The sequence below is a fragment of the Acinetobacter sp. 18QD2AZ41W genome, assembly GCF_009829025.1.
Taxonomy (GTDB): Bacteria; Pseudomonadota; Gammaproteobacteria; order Pseudomonadales; family Moraxellaceae; genus Acinetobacter; species Acinetobacter pseudolwoffii.
Window position 1 is genome coordinate 159,327 of record NZ_WURP01000005.1, and the last position, 20,826, is coordinate 180,152.

The following is a 20,826-nucleotide window of genomic DNA, read 5'->3' on the forward strand; positions in this document are numbered from 1 at the left end:
AATTTAAGGAGGGAGTGGATTGAAAGGTTTGCTCTCTTTTTATTTATCGGAAATGCTTAGGACTTAAGTCTACATTGAATCTATTTTTGAGATAAAGCACCATAGGTTAGAGTAAAATATCTGAACTGTATTTAGCCAATTTATGAAAGGTATGTGTCAAAAAAATCAATTGAAAACTTGAGAACATGTTAGCATTTAGCCTATGACTATCTTTAGAAAATGCCATTTCAGGTACATTTTTTAAACATTGCATAACCAGGGACTGGTATATAAAGGTAGGCTTGAGTCGCTTTAGAAAAAATCTTTGTTCCTACTTGTTTTTTTCTAAGTCGATTTGCAAAAAATTGCCCGGTTTCGATCGGGTATTCAATGAGTAATGATACCGCTGAGGGGTGTTATTGTTCATTAAACATATCAAGATTTTCTTGGTGTGGTGATAACGCCTCATGGCTTATGCCTTATGGGGGACTAGTGTCATATTACCAATCTGACGCTAATAATCCTGGGTTTTGCTTAAAAAGCATCCTGAAAATGTTTTTGCAATAGGAAATGGGTCCACAAATGCAAGAAGTTGCTGACGCTCTGCGTCTTGACACTGAACTTAGCGCTGATAGTGCAGCGTATATTGAAGAACTTTATGAGCAGTATTTGACGGCTCCGGATTCAGTAGGTGCTGACTGGCAAGAATACTTCGGTAAATTCCCAAAAGGTGATCAACCACACAGTAATGTACGTGAGCAATTCCTACTTTTAGGTCGTAATTCAAGCCGTATTCAGCCTGTTGTTCAATCAACTGTCAGCTCAGAGCATGAACGTCGCCAAATTGGCGTGTTACAGCTGATTGCTGCATACCGTAATCGTGGTCACCAGAAAGCAAAACTGGATCCATTAGGTTTGGCGAAACGTGAAGTTGTGCCTGATCTAGATCTTGCTGCGCATGGTTTAACTCAGTCGGACCTAGATACGGTATTCAATACTGGCAACCTGGCGATCGGTAAAGAAGAAGCGACTTTGGCTGAGATGGTTCAGGCAATGGAAGCCACTTACTGTGGTTCAATCGGTGCTGAATACATGCACATCGTGGACACCAAAGAGAAACGTTGGATTCAACAACGTCTGGAAAGTGCACGCGGTCAATATGGTTTTAATGCTGAACAAAAGAAACATGTCCTTGAACGTTTAACCGCAGCTGAAGGCCTGGAAAAATATCTAGGTAATAAGTTTGTTGGTGCAAAACGTTTTGGCGTTGAAGGGGGTGAATCATTCATCCCGATGGTTAACGAAATTATTCAGCGTGCAGGTTCTGTTGGCTGTAAAGAAGTTGTAATCGGTATGCCTCACCGTGGCCGTTTAAACCTTCTGGTTAACATCATGGGTAAAAACCCGGCTGACCTGTTTGGTGAATTTGAAGGTAAATCGATTCACAAGAAAGGTTCTGGTGACGTTAAGTACCATCAAGGCTTCTCTTCAAACGTGATGACCCAAGGTGGCGAAGTTCACTTGGCATTGGCGTTTAACCCGTCACATTTGGAAATCGTTGGCCCTGTGGTTGAGGGTTCGGTACGTGCACGTCAAGTACGTCGTAAAGACATTGGCGGCGATGACGTATTGCCATTAATCGTACATGGTGATGCTGCATTTGCAGGTCAGGGCGTCAACCAGGAAACTTTCCAGATGTCACAAACTCGCGGTTATACCGTGGGTGGTACAGTGCACATTGTGATTAATAACCAGGTGGGTTTCACCACTTCTGATCCACGTGATGCGCGTTCTACAGAATACTGTACTGATATCGCGAAAATGATTCAGGCGCCGATCTTCCATGTCAATGGGGATGATCCTGAAGCTGTGGTGTTCATTTCACAATTGGCACATGACTTCCGTCATACTTTCCGTAAAGACGTTGTGATTGACATGTTCTGCTACCGTCGTCGTGGTCATAACGAAGCGGATGAGCCGGCTGCAACTCAACCAATGATGTATCAAGTGATTAGCAAGAAAGCGACCACGCGTACGCTTTATGCGGATCAACTGGTACAACAGGGTGTTCTTGATCGTGCAAATGCAGATCAAATGGTTGAAAATTACCGTGCAGATCTGGAAGCGGGTAATCACGTTGCCAATGCGCTGGTACTTGAACCGAACAAGAAAATGTTTGTGGACTGGACGCCTTACTTGGGTCATGACTACACAGACGAATGGGATACGACTTTCCCGATCGAGCGTCTAAAAGAACTTGGCGCGAAAATGCGCGAACTTCCTGAAGGCTTCGTGATGCAGCGTCAGGTTGCGAAAGTGATCGATGACCGTCTGAAAATGCAAACGGGTGAAATGCCACTGAACTGGGGTGCTGCTGAAACTCTGGCGTATGCAACTGTACTAGATGATGGTTACTTGCTTCGTTTAACCGGTGAAGACGTAGGTCGTGGTACCTTCTCGCACCGTCATGCAAAACTGCATAACCAGGTCGATGGTTCAACTTATCTTCCGCTGTGTAACCTGAAAGAAAACCAGCCGCGTACTGCAATCTATGACTCATTGTTGTCAGAAATGGCGGTATTGGCATTTGAATATGGTTATGCGACGACTCTTCCTAAGAGCTTGATCATTTGGGAAGCGCAATTCGGTGACTTCGCGAACTGTGCACAGGTTGTGATTGACCAGTTCATCTCGTCTGGTGAAACCAAATGGGAACGTGTCTGTGGGTTGACCATGCTTCTTCCACACGGTTTTGAAGGTCAGGGTCCGGAACATTCATCTGCACGTTTAGAGCGTTTCTTACAGCTATGTGCTGAAGACAACATGCAAGTGATCACACCGACCACACCTGCACAGATTTATCATGCTTTACGTCGTCAAGCGATTCGTCCAATCCGTAAGCCATTGATCGTGACTTCACCGAAGTCTCTTCTTCGTCACAAACTTGCAACGTCTACGCTAGAAGAACTTGCAAACGGCAGCTTCCAGACCGTGATTGATGAAGTGGACAACATCAACAAGTCAGATGTAACCCGTCTGGTTCTGTGTGGTGGTAAGGTGTATTACGACCTGATTGAAAAACGTCGTGAAAAAGAATTGAACAATACTGCGATTGTGCGTATTGAACAATTATATCCATACCCAGAAAAACGCCTGACAGAAGTCCTTGCACAATATCCAAATGTGAAAGAACTGGTTTGGGCACAAGAAGAGCCTAAAAACCAAGGTGCTTGGTTGTTCATCGCTCCGCGTCTATATGACGATGTGATGAAAGCGGGTAAACAAGTCCGTATTAGCTACGCTGGCCGTGAAGCATCTGCTGCACCGGCTTGTGGTTCACCATATTTGCATGCAAAACAACAAGCTCAGCTCATCAACGACGCGCTTGCGATCGACGCTGAATAATCCAGGAGATTCTAAGTAATGGCAACCGAAATTAAAGCACCGGTATTCCCAGAGTCAGTTGCGGACGGTACGATCGCAACTTGGCACAAACAACCAGGTGAAGCAGTATCACGTGATGAAGTGATCTGTGATATTGAGACTGATAAAGTTGTTTTAGAAGTTGTTGCTCCTGCAGACGGTACAATTGCCTCTATCATTAAAAATGAAGGCGACACTGTACTTTCAGCTGAAGTCATTGCACAGTTTGAAGAAGGTGCTGTTTCTGGCGCTGCTCAAACTCAAGCAGTTCAGTCTGAAGAGAAAGTTGAACAAGCTGCGGCGAATACTGAAGCAGGTAATTCACCAATCGTTGAACGTCAGCAAGTACAAGACCAAGCGCCAGCAGTGCGTAAAGCATTGACTGAATCTGGTGTTGCAGCAGCTGATGTTGCGGGTACAGGTCGTGGCGGTCGCATCACCAAAGAAGATGTGGCAAACCACCAAGCGAAACCAGCTGCTCCTGCTGCTGCGCCATTAAGCGTTGCTGTGGGCGAACGTATCGAAAAACGTGTTCCAATGACACGTCTTCGTAAGCGTGTTGCTGAACGTTTACTTGCAGCGACTCAAGAAACTGCAATGTTGACCACGTTCAACGAAGTGAACATGAAACCAATCATGGAAATGCGTGCTCAATACAAAGATGCGTTTGAAAAACGTCATGGTGCACGTCTTGGCTTCATGTCATTCTTTGTTAAAGCAGCAACTGAAGCGCTAAAACGCTATCCGGCAGTGAACGCATCAATCGATGGCGATGACATTGTTTATCACGGTTACTATGACATTGGTGTTGCAGTTTCATCTGAGCGTGGTCTGGTGGTTCCTGTACTTCGTGATACAGACCGCATGAACTATGCCGAAGTTGAAAACGGTATTCGTGCATACGCTGCGAAAGCGCGTGATGGCAAATTAGGCATCGAAGACATGACTGGCGGTACATTCACGATTACCAATGGTGGTACTTTCGGTTCATTGTTATCTACTCCGATCTTGAACACGCCACAAACTGCGATTCTGGGTATGCATAAAATCCAGGAACGTCCGATGGCAGTGAATGGTCAAGTAGAAATCTTGCCTATGATGTACCTTGCATTGTCTTATGACCACCGTCTAATCGATGGTAAAGAAGCAGTCGGTTTCCTTGTAACAATCAAAGAATTGTTAGAAGAGCCAGCGCGTCTTATCCTTGATCTGTAATTTATTTATTAAGAATCTTCCCTAATCCCTTTTTAAAAAGAGGGCTTAGGTCTCCCTTTTGAAGGGAGATTAAAGGGGATTATTTGGAGATAAACATGTCTCAATTCGATTTAGTCGTAATTGGTGGTGGCCCGGGCGGCTACGAAGCAGCAATTCGTGCAGCTCAACTTGGTTTCAAAGTTGCGTGTATCGAAAAACGTATTCATAAAGGCAAGCCATCTTTAGGTGGCACCTGCTTAAACGTGGGTTGTATCCCGTCTAAAGCTTTGCTTGATTCTTCTCACCGTTACGAAGATACAGTGCAGCATCTAGATGATCACGGTATTACCACGGGTGAAGTGAAATTTGATCTTGCTAAACTTTTAGCGCGTAAAGACAAAATCGTTGACCAATTGACCATGGGTATTGATGGCTTGCTGAAAGGCAACGGCATCGAATGGTTAAAAGGTACAGGTAAATTACTTGCCGGTAAAAAAGTTGAGTTCGTTTCTCATGAAGGCGAAACTCAAATTTTAGAACCAAAATACGTGATTCTTGCGACTGGTTCTGTGCCAATCAATATCCCATCTGCACCTGTTGATCAAAACATTATTGTTGACTCAACTGGCGCACTTGAATTCCAAGAAGTACCTAAACGATTAGGCGTAATTGGTGCGGGCGTTATCGGTCTTGAATTAGGTTCAGTTTGGCGTCGTCTGGGTGCTGAAGTTGTTGTATTTGAAGCAATGGATGCATTCTTACCAATGGCTGATAAAGCCTTGGCAAAAGACTACCAAAAACTGTTGACTAAGCAAGGTCTTGATATTCGCGTTGGTGCGAAAGTTTCTGGTACTGAAGTGAACGGTTCTGAAGTGACTGTGAAGTACACTCAGGGCGGTGAAGACAAGACTCAAACTTTCGACAAGTTAATCGTATGTGTAGGCCGTCGTGCTTATGCTGAAGGTTTATTGGCGGATGATTGCGGCATTAAACTGACTGAGCGTGGTCTGGTTGAAGTGAACGATTGGTGTGCAACGTCTGTGGACGGCGTATACGCAATTGGTGACTTGGTTCGTGGTCCTATGCTTGCGCATAAAGCCATGGAAGAAGGCGTAATGGCCGTTGAACGTATTCACGGTCATGCCGCTCAAGTCAACTACGACACGATTATTTCTGTCATCTATACCCATCCGGAAGCGGCGTGGGTTGGTTTAACAGAACAGCAAGCCAAAGACAAAGGTCACGAAGTGAAAACCGGTCAATTCGGTTTTGCGGCAAACGGCCGTGCAATGGCTGCTGGCGAAAATGCTGGTTTTGTGAAGTTTGTTGCTGATGCGAAAACAGATCGTCTATTGGGTATGCACGTGATTGGACCTGCTGCGTCTGACATCGTACACCAAGGTATGATTGCACTTGAGTTTGTATCTTCAGTTGAAGATCTACAGTTGATGACTTTTGGTCATCCAACTTTCTCTGAAGTGGTACACGAAGCTGCACTTGCGGTCGATGGTCGTGCCATTCATGCGATTCAACGCAAACGTAAATAAAATTAAAAAAAGAGCGGCTTAGGTCGCTCTTTTTACATTTCATGGTTGTTTTTATGGGAACAATCATCTAAAAATAAAGATAACGATTTTAAGAAATGCTGGTACTGCTTTGACGGACGTCTGGGTACTGGTGGGTTTATAACAAGGCAAAGAAGTAATAAAAGGTTATTGAATGAATTTACATGAGTATCAAGCAAAAGCGCTATTAAAAAAATATGGTATGCCGGTACAGGAAGGGATACTTGCCACCAATGCCGATGAAACGGTACATGCTTTTGAGCAGTTAGGTGGAAAGTTCGCAGTACTGAAAGCTCAGGTGCATGCAGGTGGTCGTGGGAAGGCCGGTGGTGTAAAAGTCGTTAAATCGGCTACCGAGGCTGCTGAATATGCCAACCAGATCATCGGTTCAAACCTGGTAACTTATCAGACCGATGCCAATGGTCAGCCGGTAAATAGCATTTTAGTATCTGAGGATGTTTATCCTGTTGAGCGCGAACTTTATTTGGGTGCGGTGGTCGATCGTTCAACCCGCCGCATTACTTTTATGGCATCGACTGAAGGCGGTGTTGAAATTGAGAAAGTGGCCGAAGAAACCCCTGAAAAAATTATTAAAGTTGAAGTTGATCCTTTAGTGGGGCTCATGCCATTTCAGGCTCGCGAAGTGGCTTTTGCCCTAAAACTCAAAGATGGCCAAATTAATCAATTTGTTAAAGTCATGACTGCTGCTTATCAGGCATTTGTAGACAATGATTTTGCACTTTTTGAAATCAATCCGCTGTCGGTACGTGAAAATGGCGATATTCTGTGTGTGGATGCCAAAATCGGGATTGATTCGAATGCACTGTACCGTTTGCCTGAAGTGGCTGCGCTACGTGATAAGTCTCAGGAAAATGAACGTGAACTCAAAGCATCTGAATTTGATCTGAACTATGTGGCATTGGAAGGGAACATTGGCTGTATGGTGAATGGTGCCGGTCTTGCGATGGCAACCATGGATATTATCAAGCTTTATGGTGGTCAACCTGCCAACTTCCTCGATGTCGGTGGTGGTGCGACCAAAGAGCGCGTGATTGAAGCTTTTAAAATTATTTTGGCAGATCACTCTGTGCAGGGTGTGTTGATTAATATTTTTGGTGGAATTGTACGTTGTGACATGATTGCAGAAGCAATTATTGCGGCGGTTCAGGAAGTAAATGTGACCGTTCCTGTGGTTGTTCGCCTCGAAGGCAACAATGCGGAACTGGGTGCAAAATTACTGGATGAATCAGGTTTGAAATTGATTTCTGCAAATGGTCTTGCTGACGCTGCAGAAAAAATCGTTGCTGCTGTAAAAGCTTAAGGAGTATCAATCATGAGCGTATTAGTGAATAAAGACACCAAAGTATTGGTACAGGGCTTTACAGGAAAAAACGGCACATTTCATTCTGAGCAGGCTTTGGCTTACGGCACCAAAGTTGTCGGTGGTGTAACACCGGGTAAGGGTGGTCAAACCCATCTGGAATTACCAGTATTCAATACCATGCGCGAAGCGGTGAAAGAAACTGGCGCAGATGCTTCGGTGATTTATGTTCCTGCACCATTTGTGCTGGATTCTATTGTTGAAGCGGTTGATTCGGGCATTGAGTTAATTGTGGTGATCACTGAAGGTGTACCGACCATCGACATGCTTAAAGCCAAGCGTTATCTGGAAACCAATGGTAATGGCACGCGTTTAATCGGGCCAAACTGTCCGGGCATTATTACGCCGGGTGAATGTAAGATCGGGATCATGCCGGGTCATATTCATCAGCCGGGTAAAATTGGAATTATCTCGCGCTCAGGGACTTTGACCTATGAAGCCGTAGCGCAGACCACCAAGCTTGGACTGGGTCAGTCTACTTGTATCGGGATCGGGGGAGATCCGATTCCGGGCATGAACCAGATTGACTGCTTGAAACTGTTCCAGGACGATCCTCAGACTGAAGCCATTATTATGATTGGTGAAATTGGTGGTACCGCAGAAGAAGAGGCAGCGGAATATATTCAGGCTCATGTCACCAAGCCTGTGGTCGGTTATATTGCAGGTGTTACCGCACCTAAAGGCAAGCGTATGGGGCATGCGGGTGCAATTATTTCAGGTGGTAAAGGAACTGCTGAAGAAAAATTTGCTGCCTTTGAGCGTGCGGGTATGGCATATACCCGCAGTCCTGCGGAACTTGGTTCAACCATGTTGCAAGTATTGAAAGATAAAGGTTTGGTTTGATTTATAGATTAAACATGCACTAAAAAGCTCCCAGTTGGGAGCTTTTTTATATCTCATTCTATTTTTAAGTTTTAGCCTTCAGACTCTGGGTCATACCATTAATATCACCACCCTGAATACCAAGTTCATTCATTAGGCTGTCAATTAAGGGTGCTTGGCTGCGATAACGCAGGGCGCTATTTACCACCTGATCTGACAGGGCAACATTGCCATTTTCATGATGTGCATCTGTCTGACAGGAACCGGCATGACTGCCATGCAGGCCATTGACCTGAAGAATCTTGATGTCATCAATATTTTCCATCGGTTTAACACTTTCCCGGATAATTTCAGGCAAGTATTTCAACATGGCTAGGCGAATCTGCATTTCGACCTGTTCAGGTGACAGCACATTATTGGCTTCGTTGACTGCACGGGTACCTTCTGCATCGACCTGATACTGTTTTTCCATCGCCTGAGCCAGTAGAATTTTTGCGTCCGCTTCACCTTTGGCCTTAAGACGAACCTTTTCGGCTTCAGCTTCAGCAGCAATACGTACTGCTTCGGCATCATCTGCTGCGGCTTGTTTTCCGGCTTCAGCGGCAACCGTAATCGCAATTGCATCTTTTTCTGCGTGTTCTTTGGCTGCGACCAGCTCAACCGCTTTTTGACGCTCTGCCTGCTGGATTTGGCGTACAGTGATGACTTCTTCTTCCGCTTTTACCGCTTGAGCACGTGCCTGATCGGCTTGCGCTTTGGCTTCAGATTCGGCGCGAGATTTTTCTGCAATGGCAATGGCACGATCCTGTTCGGCCAGCTCAATAGTTTTCTTTTGTTCGACTTGGGCTTTTTGAATCAGCTGCGCTTTTTGGATATTCTCATTTTCTACATCACGGGCCGCTAAAATACGCTTGAGGTCGACTTCTCGTTCAGCAGCAATTTGTGCTTCTTCTGCTTCACGTTTTTTACCGGCTTCCTGAGCAGAAATTTCAGCCAGTTGCTCGGCACGGCGAATGGCAATTTCGCGTTCCTGTTGCAGCTTGGCATATTCTTCTTCACGAATGATTTGCAGGCGCGCCTGTTCTGCTTCCAGATTTTTAGTTTTGATCGCCAGGTCGGTATCCTGCTCGATATGATTTCGCTTGCGACGACGATCTTCAATGGTTTCAGTGAGCTTGGTCAGGCCTTCAGCATCAAAGGCATTTTGTGGATTGAAATATTTAAATCCAGTTTGATCCAGGCCAGTCAGGGAAACGGTTTCCAGTTCCAGACCATTTTTATGCAAATCTTCTGAAACCACTTGCTGTACTTTTTGTACAAAGTCGACCCGTTTTTCATGCAGTTCTTCCATGGCCATTTCTGCTGCTACTGCACGCAGTGAATCGACAAATTTGCCTTCGACCAGATTTTTTAATTCATTCGGTGACATGGTCTTTTGCCCGAGCGTTTGTGCGGCTGTTGCAATTGAATCAGCAGTAGGTTTGACCCGCACATAGAATTCGGCCATGACGTCCACGCGCATACGGTCACGGGTAATCAGTGCCTGATCATCTGCACGGCGCACTTCAAGACGCAGAGTGTTCATATTGACTTGAATAATTTCATGCAAGACTGGGAGCACGATTGCGCCTCCGCCCAAAATCACTTTTTCACCACCCCAACCGGTACGCACAAAGGAGATTTCTTTACTGGACCGGCGGTATAGACGCGCAATGATGAGACCGAAGGTCACCAGTGCTGCAAAAATAATTCCAGAAATAATTAAAATATTATATAAATCAAAAGTTAACATTGTTATAAAGTCTCAGTTTGGTTCTGGCTGAATAAAATTAGAGTGCAGTGGCTTGAAAGCCATTTTTGGTTTTATGGGTCAGTACGACATTCTGACCTTGATTTAAAATTTGATTGGTTTCTGGTTCGACTAAAACATAATGGGTCTGGCCATGCTGATCCCGGACTTTGGCTTGTGCAGGAGAGTTGACTTTGGCATCACCCAGAATAATGATTGCGGTACGCCCAATAAGCTCGTCACTATAAATGGCAGAAGTTTCATCTTGAGGCATAAGCTTGCTGGCAGCCATGGCAAGCCAGCGCACTATCGGCATACACAGAAACAGACAGGCTGGGGAAATTAGCCATACATTGAAGAGCTGGCTGGTCAGGCGTTCAAATATTCCCTGAATCAATAAGCCACTCAGGCCATAACTGGTCAGAAAAATGATGAGCCAGATAAATAAAGGCAGACGTCCCAGATATAACCAGTCAAATACTTTGGTGAAAAAGCCGGGATGTTGATCTGGATTAATTTCTGGTTGCAGGGGGTCTTCAGGCAAAAACTGTTCTAACATATTCTGCGAGCCGCCACCGAGCAGCAGTAATATGCATTCCAGTGCAGCAAACATCAGCATCAGACTCAGGCTGATACTAAATACGATATTTGACGGATGAGTAAACAGTTCCCACATTTTTTATCTCTATAATTATGTTTTAGGAAAAGTGTAAGGAAGCCTCTGATGCTATAACGATAGCAGTAATTGTTAATTTTGTATGCAAAAAAATAACAAAAAACCTTATAAACAAGGATTGAATATATTATGTATTTAATAATTGTTGAACTATTAAAGTTAATAGTAAACTATAAGTTCATTTAGAATTTGCTAAAAAATTAATTATCTTCAATGTTTTACATGAATTTTAAGGTTATGTGGATTGGTTTTTCTGAGAAATATAGAAATACTGTGCCTTAGTATCTCTATATTTCTTTCTTAAAGACTTAGAGTAAGGCAGTCTGAATCCGGACTTTCATATCCAGAGTCTGTTGCAGAATATAGTTTTTTATCCATGTGATCTGTTCACCCATCGGGTTCACCTTGATCGCAGTATCCAGAAAATGCAGATCCGGCTGACTGAAAAGTTGCTGTTCCAAAGTCTGCTCCAGCATCTGGCTATTGCTGGTTAAAGGCAATGCCACCAGATAGAATGCTTTAGGGTAATTGTAAAATGCATAGAGTAAGTTAAAGGCTTTTTGATCACCTTTAAGATTACCCGCACCGATTTCATAAGCTGCATTCTGGTTGCTATACGTCACACCCAATAAGAATTCCCAATGACCTTCTTGCAAACGCAGACCAAACTGTAATCCGATCTGGTCGGCAGTCAATTCATGTTGCAAATAGATATTTAAAGGCTTGCCGTCTTCACTGAAAGGTTCTTGTAAGACTAAAATGTGTTGCTGATGCTGATAAATGTAACCTGCAAGCTCTGCTTGTTCCAGGCGAGTTTTTAGAGTGGAGAGATCAAAAGCGCTATAAGCCATAAGCAAAATATATCAAAGGGAGAATTTAGCCTACTCTATTAATTTTTCAGCATCTTGGAAACCACTACTTTAGATTATTTATCTATACTTTTATGGGTGATTTTAAAAATTAATACAGCAAAAATAGTCAGATGTGGTGACGTTCATTATTGATTCATAAAAACTGATATTTGTTATTAGTGAATTTTTATATGAGCTTTTGATATATCAATATCATAAAACAAGCAATGGCTAAGATAAGTAAATCACTATAATGAATATAAATTTTCAAAAGTGTCATAAGTACACGTTTTTCTAAGCTGGTGTTGTCCATGTCGTTAAATGAGGAAAGACTTACTCATCTCAAACAGCTTGAAGCTGAGAGTATTCATATTATCCGTGAAGTAGCAGCTGAATTTGAAAATCCAGTCATGCTTTATTCCATTGGTAAAGATTCAGCAGTCATGCTGCATCTTGCACTGAAAGCGTTTTATCCAGCCAAACTTCCATTCCCGCTACTGCATGTAGACACGGGTTGGAAATTTAAAGACATGATTGCTTTCCGTGACAACATGGCAAAAAAACATGGTTTTGATTTGATCGTGCATCAAAACAAAGAAGGAGTCGAGGCAGGCATCAATCCTTTCGATCATGGTAGTTCAAAATATACTGACATCATGAAGACCCAAGGTTTAAAACAAGCCTTAAATAAATACAAGTTTGATGCTGCTTTTGGTGGTGCGCGCCGTGATGAAGAAAAATCTCGTGCCAAAGAGCGTGTCTATTCATTCCGTGATGATAAACATCGTTGGGATCCCAAAAACCAACGCCCTGAACTTTGGAATCTTTACAACGGTAAAGTGAATCAAGGTGAAAGTATTCGTGTATTCCCGTTATCAAACTGGACCGAGTTGGATATCTGGCAATACATCTATTTGGAAAGCATTCCACTTGTGCCACTTTACCTGGCTGCAGAACGTCCTGTGGTTGAGCGTAGCGGTACACTTATTATGGTGGATGACGAACGTATGCCTTTAAAAGAAGGTGAAGTTCCACAAATGAAATCGGTACGTTTCCGTACTTTAGGTTGTTATCCATTAACAGGTGCGGTTGAATCAACTGCAGATACCTTGCCGGAAATTATCCAAGAAATGCTCTTGGCAACCAGCTCTGAGCGTCAGGGTCGTATGATTGACCATGATGAAGCAGGCTCGATGGAGAAGAAGAAGCAGGAAGGCTACTTCTAATTTAATCTCCCCCTAAAAATCTCCCCAAACCCCTCTTTGAGAAAGAGGGGCTTAAAAGTGGAGGAAGTCTCCCTTTTATACAGGGAGATTTAGAGGGATTAAAAACCGATTTCTAAAGAATATGTGGAGCTTTGGGCAATGTCTCATCAATCAGAACTGATTAGCCAAGATATTTTGGGCTATTTGAAACAACATGAAAATAAAGACCTGTTGCGTTTCCTGACTTGCGGTAACGTAGATGATGGTAAATCGACTCTAATTGGTCGACTGCTTTACGATTCAAAATTGATTTATGAAGATCAATTGCAAGCCGTCACCCGTGACTCGAAAAAAGTCGGTACCACAGGCGATGCACCTGACTTGGCACTTCTGGTAGATGGTCTGCAGGCAGAACGTGAGCAGGGCATTACCATTGATGTCGCCTATCGTTATTTCTCGACTGAAAAGCGTAAGTTCATCATTGCCGATACTCCGGGACATGAGCAGTACACCCGTAACATGGCAACAGGTGCATCGACCTGCGACCTTGCGATTATCTTGATTGATGCGCGTTATGGTGTGCAAACTCAAACCCGTCGTCATACCTTTATTGCAAGCTTACTTGGTATTAAAAATATTGTTGTTGCGATCAACAAGATGGACCTGGTGGACTTCTCTGAAGCCCGCTTCAATGAAATTCAGGCAGAATATGCAGCATTCGTTGCGCAGTTGGGTGATCGTAAACCATCGAACATCATCTTTACGCCAATTTCTGCATTGAATGGCGATAACGTGGTGAACAAGTCCGCCAATACACCGTGGTACACCGGTGAAACATTGATGGGTACGCTTGAGTCGGTAGAAATTAACCGTACTTCGGCAAAAGCAGATTTTCGTTTTCCTGTGCAATATGTCAACCGTCCAAACCTCGATTTCCGTGGTTTCTGCGGCACGATTGCACTTGGTGATATCAACGTTGGCGATACCGTAACGGCTTTACCATCAGGTAAATCATCAACAGTAAAAGAAATCGTTACTTTTGATGGCAATCTTGAGCATGCTGTTGCAGGTCAAGCGGTGACTTTAACGCTCAACGATGAAATTGATATTTCACGTGGTAACGTATTAATTCGTGCCGATCAAGCGGTTCCAAATATTTCTCGTTCAGTTCAAGCGACTGTGGTGTGGATGGCAGATCAAGCGCTGGTGATTGGCAAGCTGTACAACATTAAGATTGGTACACAGACTGTTCCTGCAAAAGTGACAGCGATTCATTACCGTACCAACGTCAACACACTGGAGAAAGTTCAGGTCGAAAATCTTGAGCTGAATGCGATTGCCAATGTGACTGTTGAATTTGATGCGCCCGTGGTCTTTGACCGTTATCAAGACAGCCGTTATACCGGTTCATTTATCTTTATTGATCGTTTAAATAACGTGACGATTGGTGCAGGTATGGTGGAAGAATCAGTTGAATGGTCTGCACATGATGAGCCCGTGACTGCTGAAGTGCGTGCTGCGCGTTTGGGGCAAAAACCTGCTGCGCTGACTGTCTCGGCAAAAGCTTTGGAAAATGCTCAGGCACTTGAAAGTTTATTGATTCAGCAAGGCATCGTGGCAATTGCCAGAGCGGGTCTTGATGTTACACAAGTTGCATTGCTTCGTGAAACAGGTGTGGTGGTGATTACCGATACTGCTGAAGGTACGGACACCACTTTAATTATGGAAGCAGTCGAAGAGCTTGCTGATAAAATTGTAGAATTGGTTCGATTATAAGACTGAGTCGATTTAAAAAACCCGCTGTAAAGCGGGTTTTTTATTTGGATGCTTTTAAGTATGTAAATAATGTGCAGCCGTGTGAATGTTGAACTTTCACTTAAATTTCTTCTCGATATAATACAAATATTGAGGGGTGTTTATGAAAAAAATATTTATTTTAATCGGGTTGTGTTTGGCTTTTGGGGTGGACGCTAAACAGGCGACCAGTACAGATGCAATTAAGCAAAAAATTATCCAGCAGTCGATTGATCGTTATCCGGGGAATTGTCCATGTCCTTACAATACGGCCAGTAATGGCAGTCGCTGTGGTAAACGTAGTGCATATAATCGGGCGGGTGGGCATGCACCTTTGTGTTATCCGGAAGATGTCAGTGATCGGATGGTCAAAGAGTATAAAAGCCGTGGTTAATTACCAAGTCCGGATTTTACCGAGGGGTAAAAACGAAATTTTCTCTACAGTTTATCTTCAGATATGTATGCTTCAATTATTCAGAAAAATCAGTTAGGGATTGAGATAGAATCGTCTTTATCTCCGTTAGACTTTTTGCGCCAGCAATCCTTTTAATGATTGTGCCATTTTTAAAAATAAGCGTAGAAGGTAGACCATAAACATGATAGCGCAAGGTTAATACTGGAGATTGGTCGATATTTACTTTGCCAAATTTGATTTCGGGCTTGCTTTCAGCATATTGCGCTGCCAGTTCATTAAAGACCGGAAAATTCTGAATACAAGGCTTACACCATTCGGCATAAAAGCGAATGACTGCAAAACCTTCGAACCATTCAAAATTACTGTAATTATTCTCGTTATACTCAATGATCTCGCTCATATCCATCTCCTATCAATTTTTTGAATAGTGACTTGATTATACATAAGTCCGACTTGGCTTCATTCCTCAGCTTAACTATGTTCAAATAAAGCCAAGTATCTTGAATATTCAATAAGCAGGGAAATATATGTCACAAGCAAGCATGCAACAGGTCATTATTACAGAACCGGGCGATATCGATAAATTGGCTTATGAAACGGTTGCAATCCCCGAAGCCAAAGCAGATGAAGTTCTGGTGAAAGTCCATGCTTTTGGTATTAACCGTCCAGATATCTTGCAGCGTCAAGGCTTATATCCGATGCCTAAAGGGGTAACCCCAGTTCCTGGTCTGGAAGTTGCCGGTATTGTTGAAGCTGTAGGTGGCGATGTCACCAAATTTAAAGTGGGTGATCAAGTCTGCGGTCTAACCAATGGTGGTGGTTATGCAGAATATTGTGTCGTACCAGAAAGCCAGACCTTGAATATTCCGGAAGGTGTAAGCTTTACACAGGCGGCAGCCATTCCTGAAACCTTTTTTACCGTGTGGGCCAATGTGTTCCAGATGGGGCAGGCCAAAGCAGGCGAAACCGTGCTGATTCATGGCGGGAGCAGCGGCATTGGCACTACTGCTTTAATGTTATGTAAAGCACTCGGAATCAAAACTTTTGCGACTGTCGGTTCGGATGAAAAAGTTGCAGCAATTTCTGATTTAACCACAGCTATTAACTATAAAACTCAGGACTTTGAGCAAGTGATTAATGAAGCAACTGACAATGGCGGCGTCGATGTCATTTTAGATATGGTCGGTGCGCCTTATTTAGAGCGTAATTTAAATTTGTTGCGCCGTGATGGACGTCTGGTCTATATCGCTTTCTTGGGTGGTGCCAAGGCTAAAGATGTCAAACTCGGACAAATCATGATGAAACGTCTGACCATTACCGGTTCGACCATGCGAGCACGAAGCACCGCTGAAAAAGCGGAAATTGCACAAGGTCTGAAAGAGCAGATTGCACCATTATGGGCAAAAGGCGAATGTTTGCCGATGATCTATAAAACGTTTAAGTTTGATCAAATTCAAGATGCCCATGCCGCAATGGATACGGGAGAACATGTGGGTAAAGTTGTGGTTGAAATTATTTAATACGAGATAAATGATTTAAAAAAGCCAGTAATTTTACTGGCTTTTTTAATTTTGAGTAAAATCTTATTACAAATAAATATATAAAATTTTGAATAAAAATTAAAAAATGTTAACTGTTCGACACAACCTGTCAAGAATGCCACGTAAATTGCATCTATCGATAATTCCGACTAATTGGTTCAACATTCACATGAATGTGAGAGGGAAAATAAGATGAAAATTATTCCAATAGTATATAGTTCAAAACATAGTTTAAAAGCATTGCATCGTATTCATAAAATGATTATTCGCGGAAGCATGAGTTGGGCAGAGTTACATAAAATGTATCGAGCGATGCTGCATCTGGAGCGTTATATGGAAAGATTAACGCTCCAGAATCGTCCTTTAAGCAAGAAAGCATCCAGAAAATCCAAATAAGGTCTTGTATTTTTGGGATGAATAAAGGGTCAAGATCTGAGGTAAAAGAATATCTTAGACTTTATCCTAATATGATTCACTTATTGGTATTTAGTATAATCATTAAGTATCTAGCGATAAATAAGTACATGTGAATGTATTAAGTGGGGATTTATGAAGCGCCCAGCTTCAACACATGAGCGTCTTGCAGAGCGTTTAGCCAGAATTTTGACCAAATTAAATGTCGGATATCAACTCCGGGCTGCAGAGCTAGCTGCAGAATTTCAGGTCAGTAGCCGCACCATTGAACGTGATTTTGACCGATTAAACTCTTATCTGCCTTTACGCCAAGATCAACAGAAACGATATTATCTGGATCCCTCTTATTTGGGGCGGTTCAAGTTGCAGGATATTCAGACCTTTGCCCAGCTTTCCGGGATCAGTGAGCTGTATCCCGCACTAGATATGTCCTTTTTACGTGAATTGCTGGATGATCGCGCCAATCTGGTTTTTTCTGCCAAAGGCTATCATTTTGAAGATGCCAAACAGTTTGCCGAGCATTTCAAGCTGCTGGCAGGTGCAATCTATAAACGTCAGCAGATTGAATTACTTTATGCCGATCAATTGCGGATCATTCAGCCTTATCGTTTGATTCACCATCATGGCATCTGGTATCTGGCGGGGGTAGATCACGACAAGCTGCGCACCTATCGCTTGAGCCAGTTGCAACAGCTCAACCTGGTTTCTGAGGAGGAGAGCTTTGAGCATGATCCTGAAGTGCTGAAAATGTTGGCAGATGAAGACAGCATCTGGTTTGGGCGGCAAAAACAGCAGGTTTTAATCAAGGTGCAACCTGAAGTTGCGGTATTTTTTAAAGAACGCCATTTATTTCCAGAACAGCAGATCGAGCAGGAAACCGAGGCTGGAGAGTTGTTCGTCAGTTGCCAGATCCGTCACGAAATGCAGTTATTGCCTTTGGTGCGTTACTGGTTGCCTTATGTGAAAATTATTGAGCCGATTCATTTTCAGCAGAAACTGGAACAGGATTTGCAGGGATATTTGCGCACTGCTGGATGATATTGAGAAAGTAGAGCAGGGTAGCTTAATTAATGATCATGCTTTAAATGGAAATTTAATTTACTTATTTTTTTGATTTACTAAATTACAGGCATAAAAAAACCAGCTTTCGCTGGGTTCTTTATTTGCACCATCTTTCTATAGTAGAAGAATGGTGCCCGAGGCCAGACTCGAACTGGCACGCTTTGTGGGCGGGGGATTTTAAATCCCCTGTGTCTACCGATTTCACCACTCGGGCTTTAACAAGATGGAGGCGGAGGTCGGAATCGAACCGGCGTCCACGGAGTTGCAGTCCGCTGCATGACCACTCTGCCACCCCGCCGCGTCTTGTTGATGCGTATATTATCAAGCTCAGAAAAAAAAACAATAGTGTATTCATCTGTATGCGCATAAAAACATCATCTGGCGGAAAATATTTAAATTATTCATGTAGAATGTGCAAAATTGATTCATATCAACACTTGGGAGAAGTGCCGTGGCATTAGTTCTAGACGGTCGTGCATTGGCGAAGCAAATTGAAGCTGACTTGTTTACTCGCGTAGAAGCGCTGAAAGCAAAATCAGGTCGTACTCCAATTCTTGCGACGATTTTGGTAGGTGACGATGGCGCATCTGCAACTTATGTTCGCATGAAAGGTAATGCCTGCCGCCGTGTTGGTATGGATTCACTCAAAGTGGAACTTCCTAAAGAAACCACCACTGAAGAATTATTGGCTGAAATTGAAAAGTTAAATGCCAATCCAGATGTGCACGGGATTCTGCTTCAACACCCGGTTCCGGCTCAAATTGATGAACGTGCCTGTTTTGATGCAATTTCGCTTGAAAAAGACGTAGATGGTGTGACTTGTCTGGGCTACGGTCGTATGGCAATGGGCGAAGCAGCCTATGGTTCAGCGACGCCTGCTGGGATTATGACCATTTTGAAAGAAAACAACATCGAAATCGCGGGTAAACATGCGGTGGTTGTAGGTCGTTCTGCAATTTTGGGTAAACCAATGGCGGCAATGCTGCTAGAAGCGAATGCAACCGTAACCATTTGCCATTCACGTACTCAAGATCTTGCAAGCTTTGTTAAGCAAGCTGACATTATTGTCGGTGCAGTAGGTAAAGCTGAATTGATTCAAAAAGACTGGATCAAACCAGGTGCAGTGGTAGTTGATGCAGGTTTCCATCCACGGGATGGCGGTGGGGTAGGTGATATCCAGTTGCAAGGCATTGAAGAAATTGCGTCTGCTTATACCCCGGTTCCGGGTGGTGTGGGCCCGATGACCATCACCACTTTGATTCGTCAAACGGTAGAAGCTGCTGAAAAAGCGCTTGGTTAATTAAATCCTCCCTGACCCTCCTTTTTCAAAGAAGGAAAGCTAATCATCAATTTTTAGATGGAAGTTCCCCTCTTTCCTAAAGAGGGGTTATGGGAGATTTTTTGAATATATAGATATAAATTAAAAGAAAACCCAATGAGCTGTACCTTTCAATTGCCTAAAGCCCCTCAGCATCTGCTAAAAGCCTTACATGATGTGATTCCACATTGTGAATTACAGGCGCAGCAGCTTCCCGATACGCCTATTTCTTTATGGCTCATTCCACCGGTATTTCCAACAGATAAACTCGATGATGAAGTGATTCGTCGTATCTGGAATGATACGCCGTATTGGATCTTTTGTTGGGCGTCTGGCTTGTCTATGGCTCAATGGCTATTGGCTGAACCACAGCATGTCAAAGACAAGGTGGTACTGGATTTTGGTGCGGGTTCGGGTGTAGTGGCGATCGCAGCGAAAATGGCAGGCGCAAAACGGGTGATTTGCTGTGATATCGACCAGATCAGTCTGGATGCATGTCGTGCCAATGCAGAGCTGAATAGTGTCGAGCTTGAATATCTGGATGATCTGTATAAGGCAGAGCAGCTAGATATTCTGTTAGCCGCAGATGTGCTCTATGATCAATGCAACCGTTTCTTCCTGGATGAATTTTTAAAATTCGCACCTGAAATATGGGTAGCAGACAGTCGAGTCAAAAATTTTAGTCATCCAAAGTATATAAAGCTGGATGAACGTAGCGCGACGACCTGGCCAGACCTGGATGAATCACCAGAATTTCGTAATGTCAATTTTTATAAAACACTTTGAATTTGAAAAATAAAAAGGGCAATAAGCCCTTTTTTTATTGTATTGCTTTGAATATATCGGATATTAAGAACAAGTATAACGAATGACACGCATCGTGGTTGGGCGGGCGTCTAAGGCTTCGCGTGCACCGAGATTCTCGCTATTATATAGATCTGGGGTATTGCTTAAGCTGATTTGCGTGCGGCTATTACCTAATTGGCGGCCATATTGTTCCTGCTCCGCAAGTGGATTAGAAATTTCATTGGTGCTTAAAATCTGGATATTATAGGTTTTTGAACCGCCCAAAGTCTGTTGACAGGCTGCCTGCAATTTTCTTTCATCCTGATTAGGCCGTCCTGAGAGGGTATAGCTCAGGGTTGCTGTATTGTCTGAACGTTCCAGAATTTCATAGCCACTTTTTCCATTGAATTGATGGGGTGTGGTCTGACATGCACTCAGTACAAAACTGCTTGCAGCCACAGCCAAAATTACTGTTGTTCTTTTCATATTTATAGTTCCTGAAGTCTTGGGCTAAGTATGCCATATTTTGCTCAAGCTGCTGCTCTCATCAATTGTGATCAATTGTTTAAACAGCCAATAAAAAAGGCCGCTTACGCGACCTTTTTAAATTA

General features: G+C 43.3%; 18 protein-coding genes and 2 tRNA genes. 13 read left to right on the top strand and 7 right to left on the bottom strand.

Going from position 1 to position 20,826, the window contains the following annotated elements:
- The first annotated feature begins 561 nt into the window (after nt 1-561).
- The 5 genes from GVV58_RS09570 to sucD all read left to right on the top strand — a co-directional run bounded on the left by GVV58_RS09570 (nt 562) and on the right by sucD (nt 8,385).
- A complete protein-coding gene (locus tag GVV58_RS09570; RefSeq protein WP_005096285.1) occupies nt 562-3,384 on the top strand; it encodes a 2-oxoglutarate dehydrogenase E1 component in 2,823 nt (940 codons plus the stop codon).
- Nucleotides 3,385-3,402: 18 nt separating this feature from the next.
- Nucleotides 3,403-4,617 carry a 2-oxoglutarate dehydrogenase complex dihydrolipoyllysine-residue succinyltransferase gene (gene odhB / locus GVV58_RS09575; RefSeq protein ID WP_005171964.1) on the top strand — a complete coding sequence of 405 codons (1,215 nt, stop codon included), beginning with the start codon at nt 3,403-3,405 and terminating at the stop codon, nt 4,615-4,617.
- A gap of 95 nt (nt 4,618-4,712) precedes the next feature.
- Nucleotides 4,713-6,143: a dihydrolipoyl dehydrogenase gene (gene lpdA, locus GVV58_RS09580; protein ID WP_005096288.1), complete on the top strand. Its 1,431-nt coding sequence runs from the start codon at nt 4,713-4,715 to the stop codon at nt 6,141-6,143.
- Between the two features lie 172 nt (nt 6,144-6,315).
- Nucleotides 6,316-7,482 carry an ADP-forming succinate--CoA ligase subunit beta gene (sucC, locus tag GVV58_RS09585; protein WP_005096289.1) on the top strand — a complete coding sequence of 389 codons (1,167 nt, stop codon included), beginning with the start codon at nt 6,316-6,318 and terminating at the stop codon, nt 7,480-7,482.
- A 12-nt stretch (nt 7,483-7,494) separates the two neighbouring features.
- A complete protein-coding gene (sucD, locus tag GVV58_RS09590; protein WP_005096290.1) occupies nt 7,495-8,385 on the top strand; it encodes a succinate--CoA ligase subunit alpha in 891 nt (296 codons plus the stop codon).
- Nucleotides 8,386-8,449: 64 nt separating this feature from the next.
- Here sucD and GVV58_RS09595 read toward each other — a convergent pair whose 3' ends face one another.
- The 3 genes from GVV58_RS09595 to GVV58_RS09605 all read right to left on the bottom strand — a co-directional run bounded on the left by GVV58_RS09595 (nt 8,450) and on the right by GVV58_RS09605 (nt 11,680).
- Nucleotides 8,450-10,156 (bottom strand): flotillin family protein, encoded by a 1,707-nt coding sequence (locus GVV58_RS09595; protein ID WP_005096291.1) that lies wholly within the window; start codon nt 10,154-10,156, stop codon nt 8,450-8,452.
- A gap of 37 nt (nt 10,157-10,193) precedes the next feature.
- A complete protein-coding gene (locus GVV58_RS09600; protein ID WP_005096292.1) occupies nt 10,194-10,829 on the bottom strand; it encodes a YqiJ family protein in 636 nt (211 codons plus the stop codon).
- Between the two features lie 308 nt (nt 10,830-11,137).
- Nucleotides 11,138-11,680, bottom strand: a complete 543-nt coding sequence (locus GVV58_RS09605; protein ID WP_005171949.1) for a hypothetical protein — start codon at nt 11,678-11,680, stop codon at nt 11,138-11,140.
- A gap of 311 nt (nt 11,681-11,991) precedes the next feature.
- Between GVV58_RS09605 and cysD the strand changes: the two genes are divergently transcribed.
- The 3 genes from cysD to GVV58_RS09620 all read left to right on the top strand — a co-directional run bounded on the left by cysD (nt 11,992) and on the right by GVV58_RS09620 (nt 15,073).
- Nucleotides 11,992-12,906, top strand: a complete 915-nt coding sequence (gene cysD, locus GVV58_RS09610) for a sulfate adenylyltransferase subunit CysD (RefSeq protein WP_005096294.1) — start codon at nt 11,992-11,994, stop codon at nt 12,904-12,906.
- A 138-nt stretch (nt 12,907-13,044) separates the two neighbouring features.
- Nucleotides 13,045-14,661 carry a sulfate adenylyltransferase subunit CysN gene (cysN, locus tag GVV58_RS09615; protein WP_100328810.1) on the top strand — a complete coding sequence of 539 codons (1,617 nt, stop codon included), beginning with the start codon at nt 13,045-13,047 and terminating at the stop codon, nt 14,659-14,661.
- Between the two features lie 142 nt (nt 14,662-14,803).
- Complete coding sequence (locus GVV58_RS09620; RefSeq protein WP_005171942.1) at nt 14,804-15,073, top strand: hypothetical protein; 270 nt, start codon at nt 14,804-14,806, stop codon at nt 15,071-15,073.
- Between the two features lie 76 nt (nt 15,074-15,149).
- Here GVV58_RS09620 and GVV58_RS09625 read toward each other — a convergent pair whose 3' ends face one another.
- Entirely contained in the window at nt 15,150-15,494 is a 345-nt protein-coding gene (locus GVV58_RS09625; protein WP_005171940.1) for a thioredoxin family protein, read from the bottom strand.
- A 127-nt stretch (nt 15,495-15,621) separates the two neighbouring features.
- Here GVV58_RS09625 and GVV58_RS09630 point away from each other — a divergent pair, with 127 nt between their 5' ends.
- The 3 genes from GVV58_RS09630 to GVV58_RS09640 all read left to right on the top strand — a co-directional run bounded on the left by GVV58_RS09630 (nt 15,622) and on the right by GVV58_RS09640 (nt 18,087).
- Nucleotides 15,622-16,614, top strand: a complete 993-nt coding sequence (locus tag GVV58_RS09630) for an NAD(P)H-quinone oxidoreductase (protein ID WP_159516432.1) — start codon at nt 15,622-15,624, stop codon at nt 16,612-16,614.
- A gap of 213 nt (nt 16,615-16,827) precedes the next feature.
- Nucleotides 16,828-17,031, top strand: coding sequence for a hypothetical protein (locus tag GVV58_RS09635; protein WP_159516433.1), 204 nt, complete (start codon nt 16,828-16,830; stop codon nt 17,029-17,031).
- 153 nt (nt 17,032-17,184) lie between these two features.
- Complete coding sequence (locus GVV58_RS09640) at nt 17,185-18,087, top strand: WYL domain-containing protein (RefSeq protein ID WP_159516434.1); 903 nt, start codon at nt 17,185-17,187, stop codon at nt 18,085-18,087.
- A gap of 152 nt (nt 18,088-18,239) precedes the next feature.
- Here the strand turns inward: GVV58_RS09640 and GVV58_RS09645 are convergent.
- Together GVV58_RS09645 and GVV58_RS09650 are read right to left on the bottom strand one after the other, a co-directional pair.
- Nucleotides 18,240-18,325: transfer RNA gene (locus GVV58_RS09645), tRNA-Leu, on the bottom strand.
- Between the two features lie 10 nt (nt 18,326-18,335).
- A tRNA-Cys gene (locus tag GVV58_RS09650) sits at nt 18,336-18,409 on the bottom strand.
- Nucleotides 18,410-18,562: 153 nt separating this feature from the next.
- Between GVV58_RS09650 and folD the strand changes: the two genes are divergently transcribed.
- Both folD and GVV58_RS09660 read left to right on the top strand, forming a co-directional pair.
- Nucleotides 18,563-19,411, top strand: coding sequence for a bifunctional methylenetetrahydrofolate dehydrogenase/methenyltetrahydrofolate cyclohydrolase FolD (gene folD, locus GVV58_RS09655; RefSeq protein ID WP_064095618.1), 849 nt, complete (start codon nt 18,563-18,565; stop codon nt 19,409-19,411).
- A gap of 135 nt (nt 19,412-19,546) precedes the next feature.
- Complete coding sequence (locus tag GVV58_RS09660) at nt 19,547-20,215, top strand: 50S ribosomal protein L11 methyltransferase (RefSeq protein ID WP_159516435.1); 669 nt, start codon at nt 19,547-19,549, stop codon at nt 20,213-20,215.
- A gap of 63 nt (nt 20,216-20,278) precedes the next feature.
- Here GVV58_RS09660 and GVV58_RS09665 read toward each other — a convergent pair whose 3' ends face one another.
- Nucleotides 20,279-20,701: a hypothetical protein gene (locus GVV58_RS09665; protein WP_159516436.1), complete on the bottom strand. Its 423-nt coding sequence runs from the start codon at nt 20,699-20,701 to the stop codon at nt 20,279-20,281.
- Nucleotides 20,702-20,826: the final 125 nt, after the last annotated feature.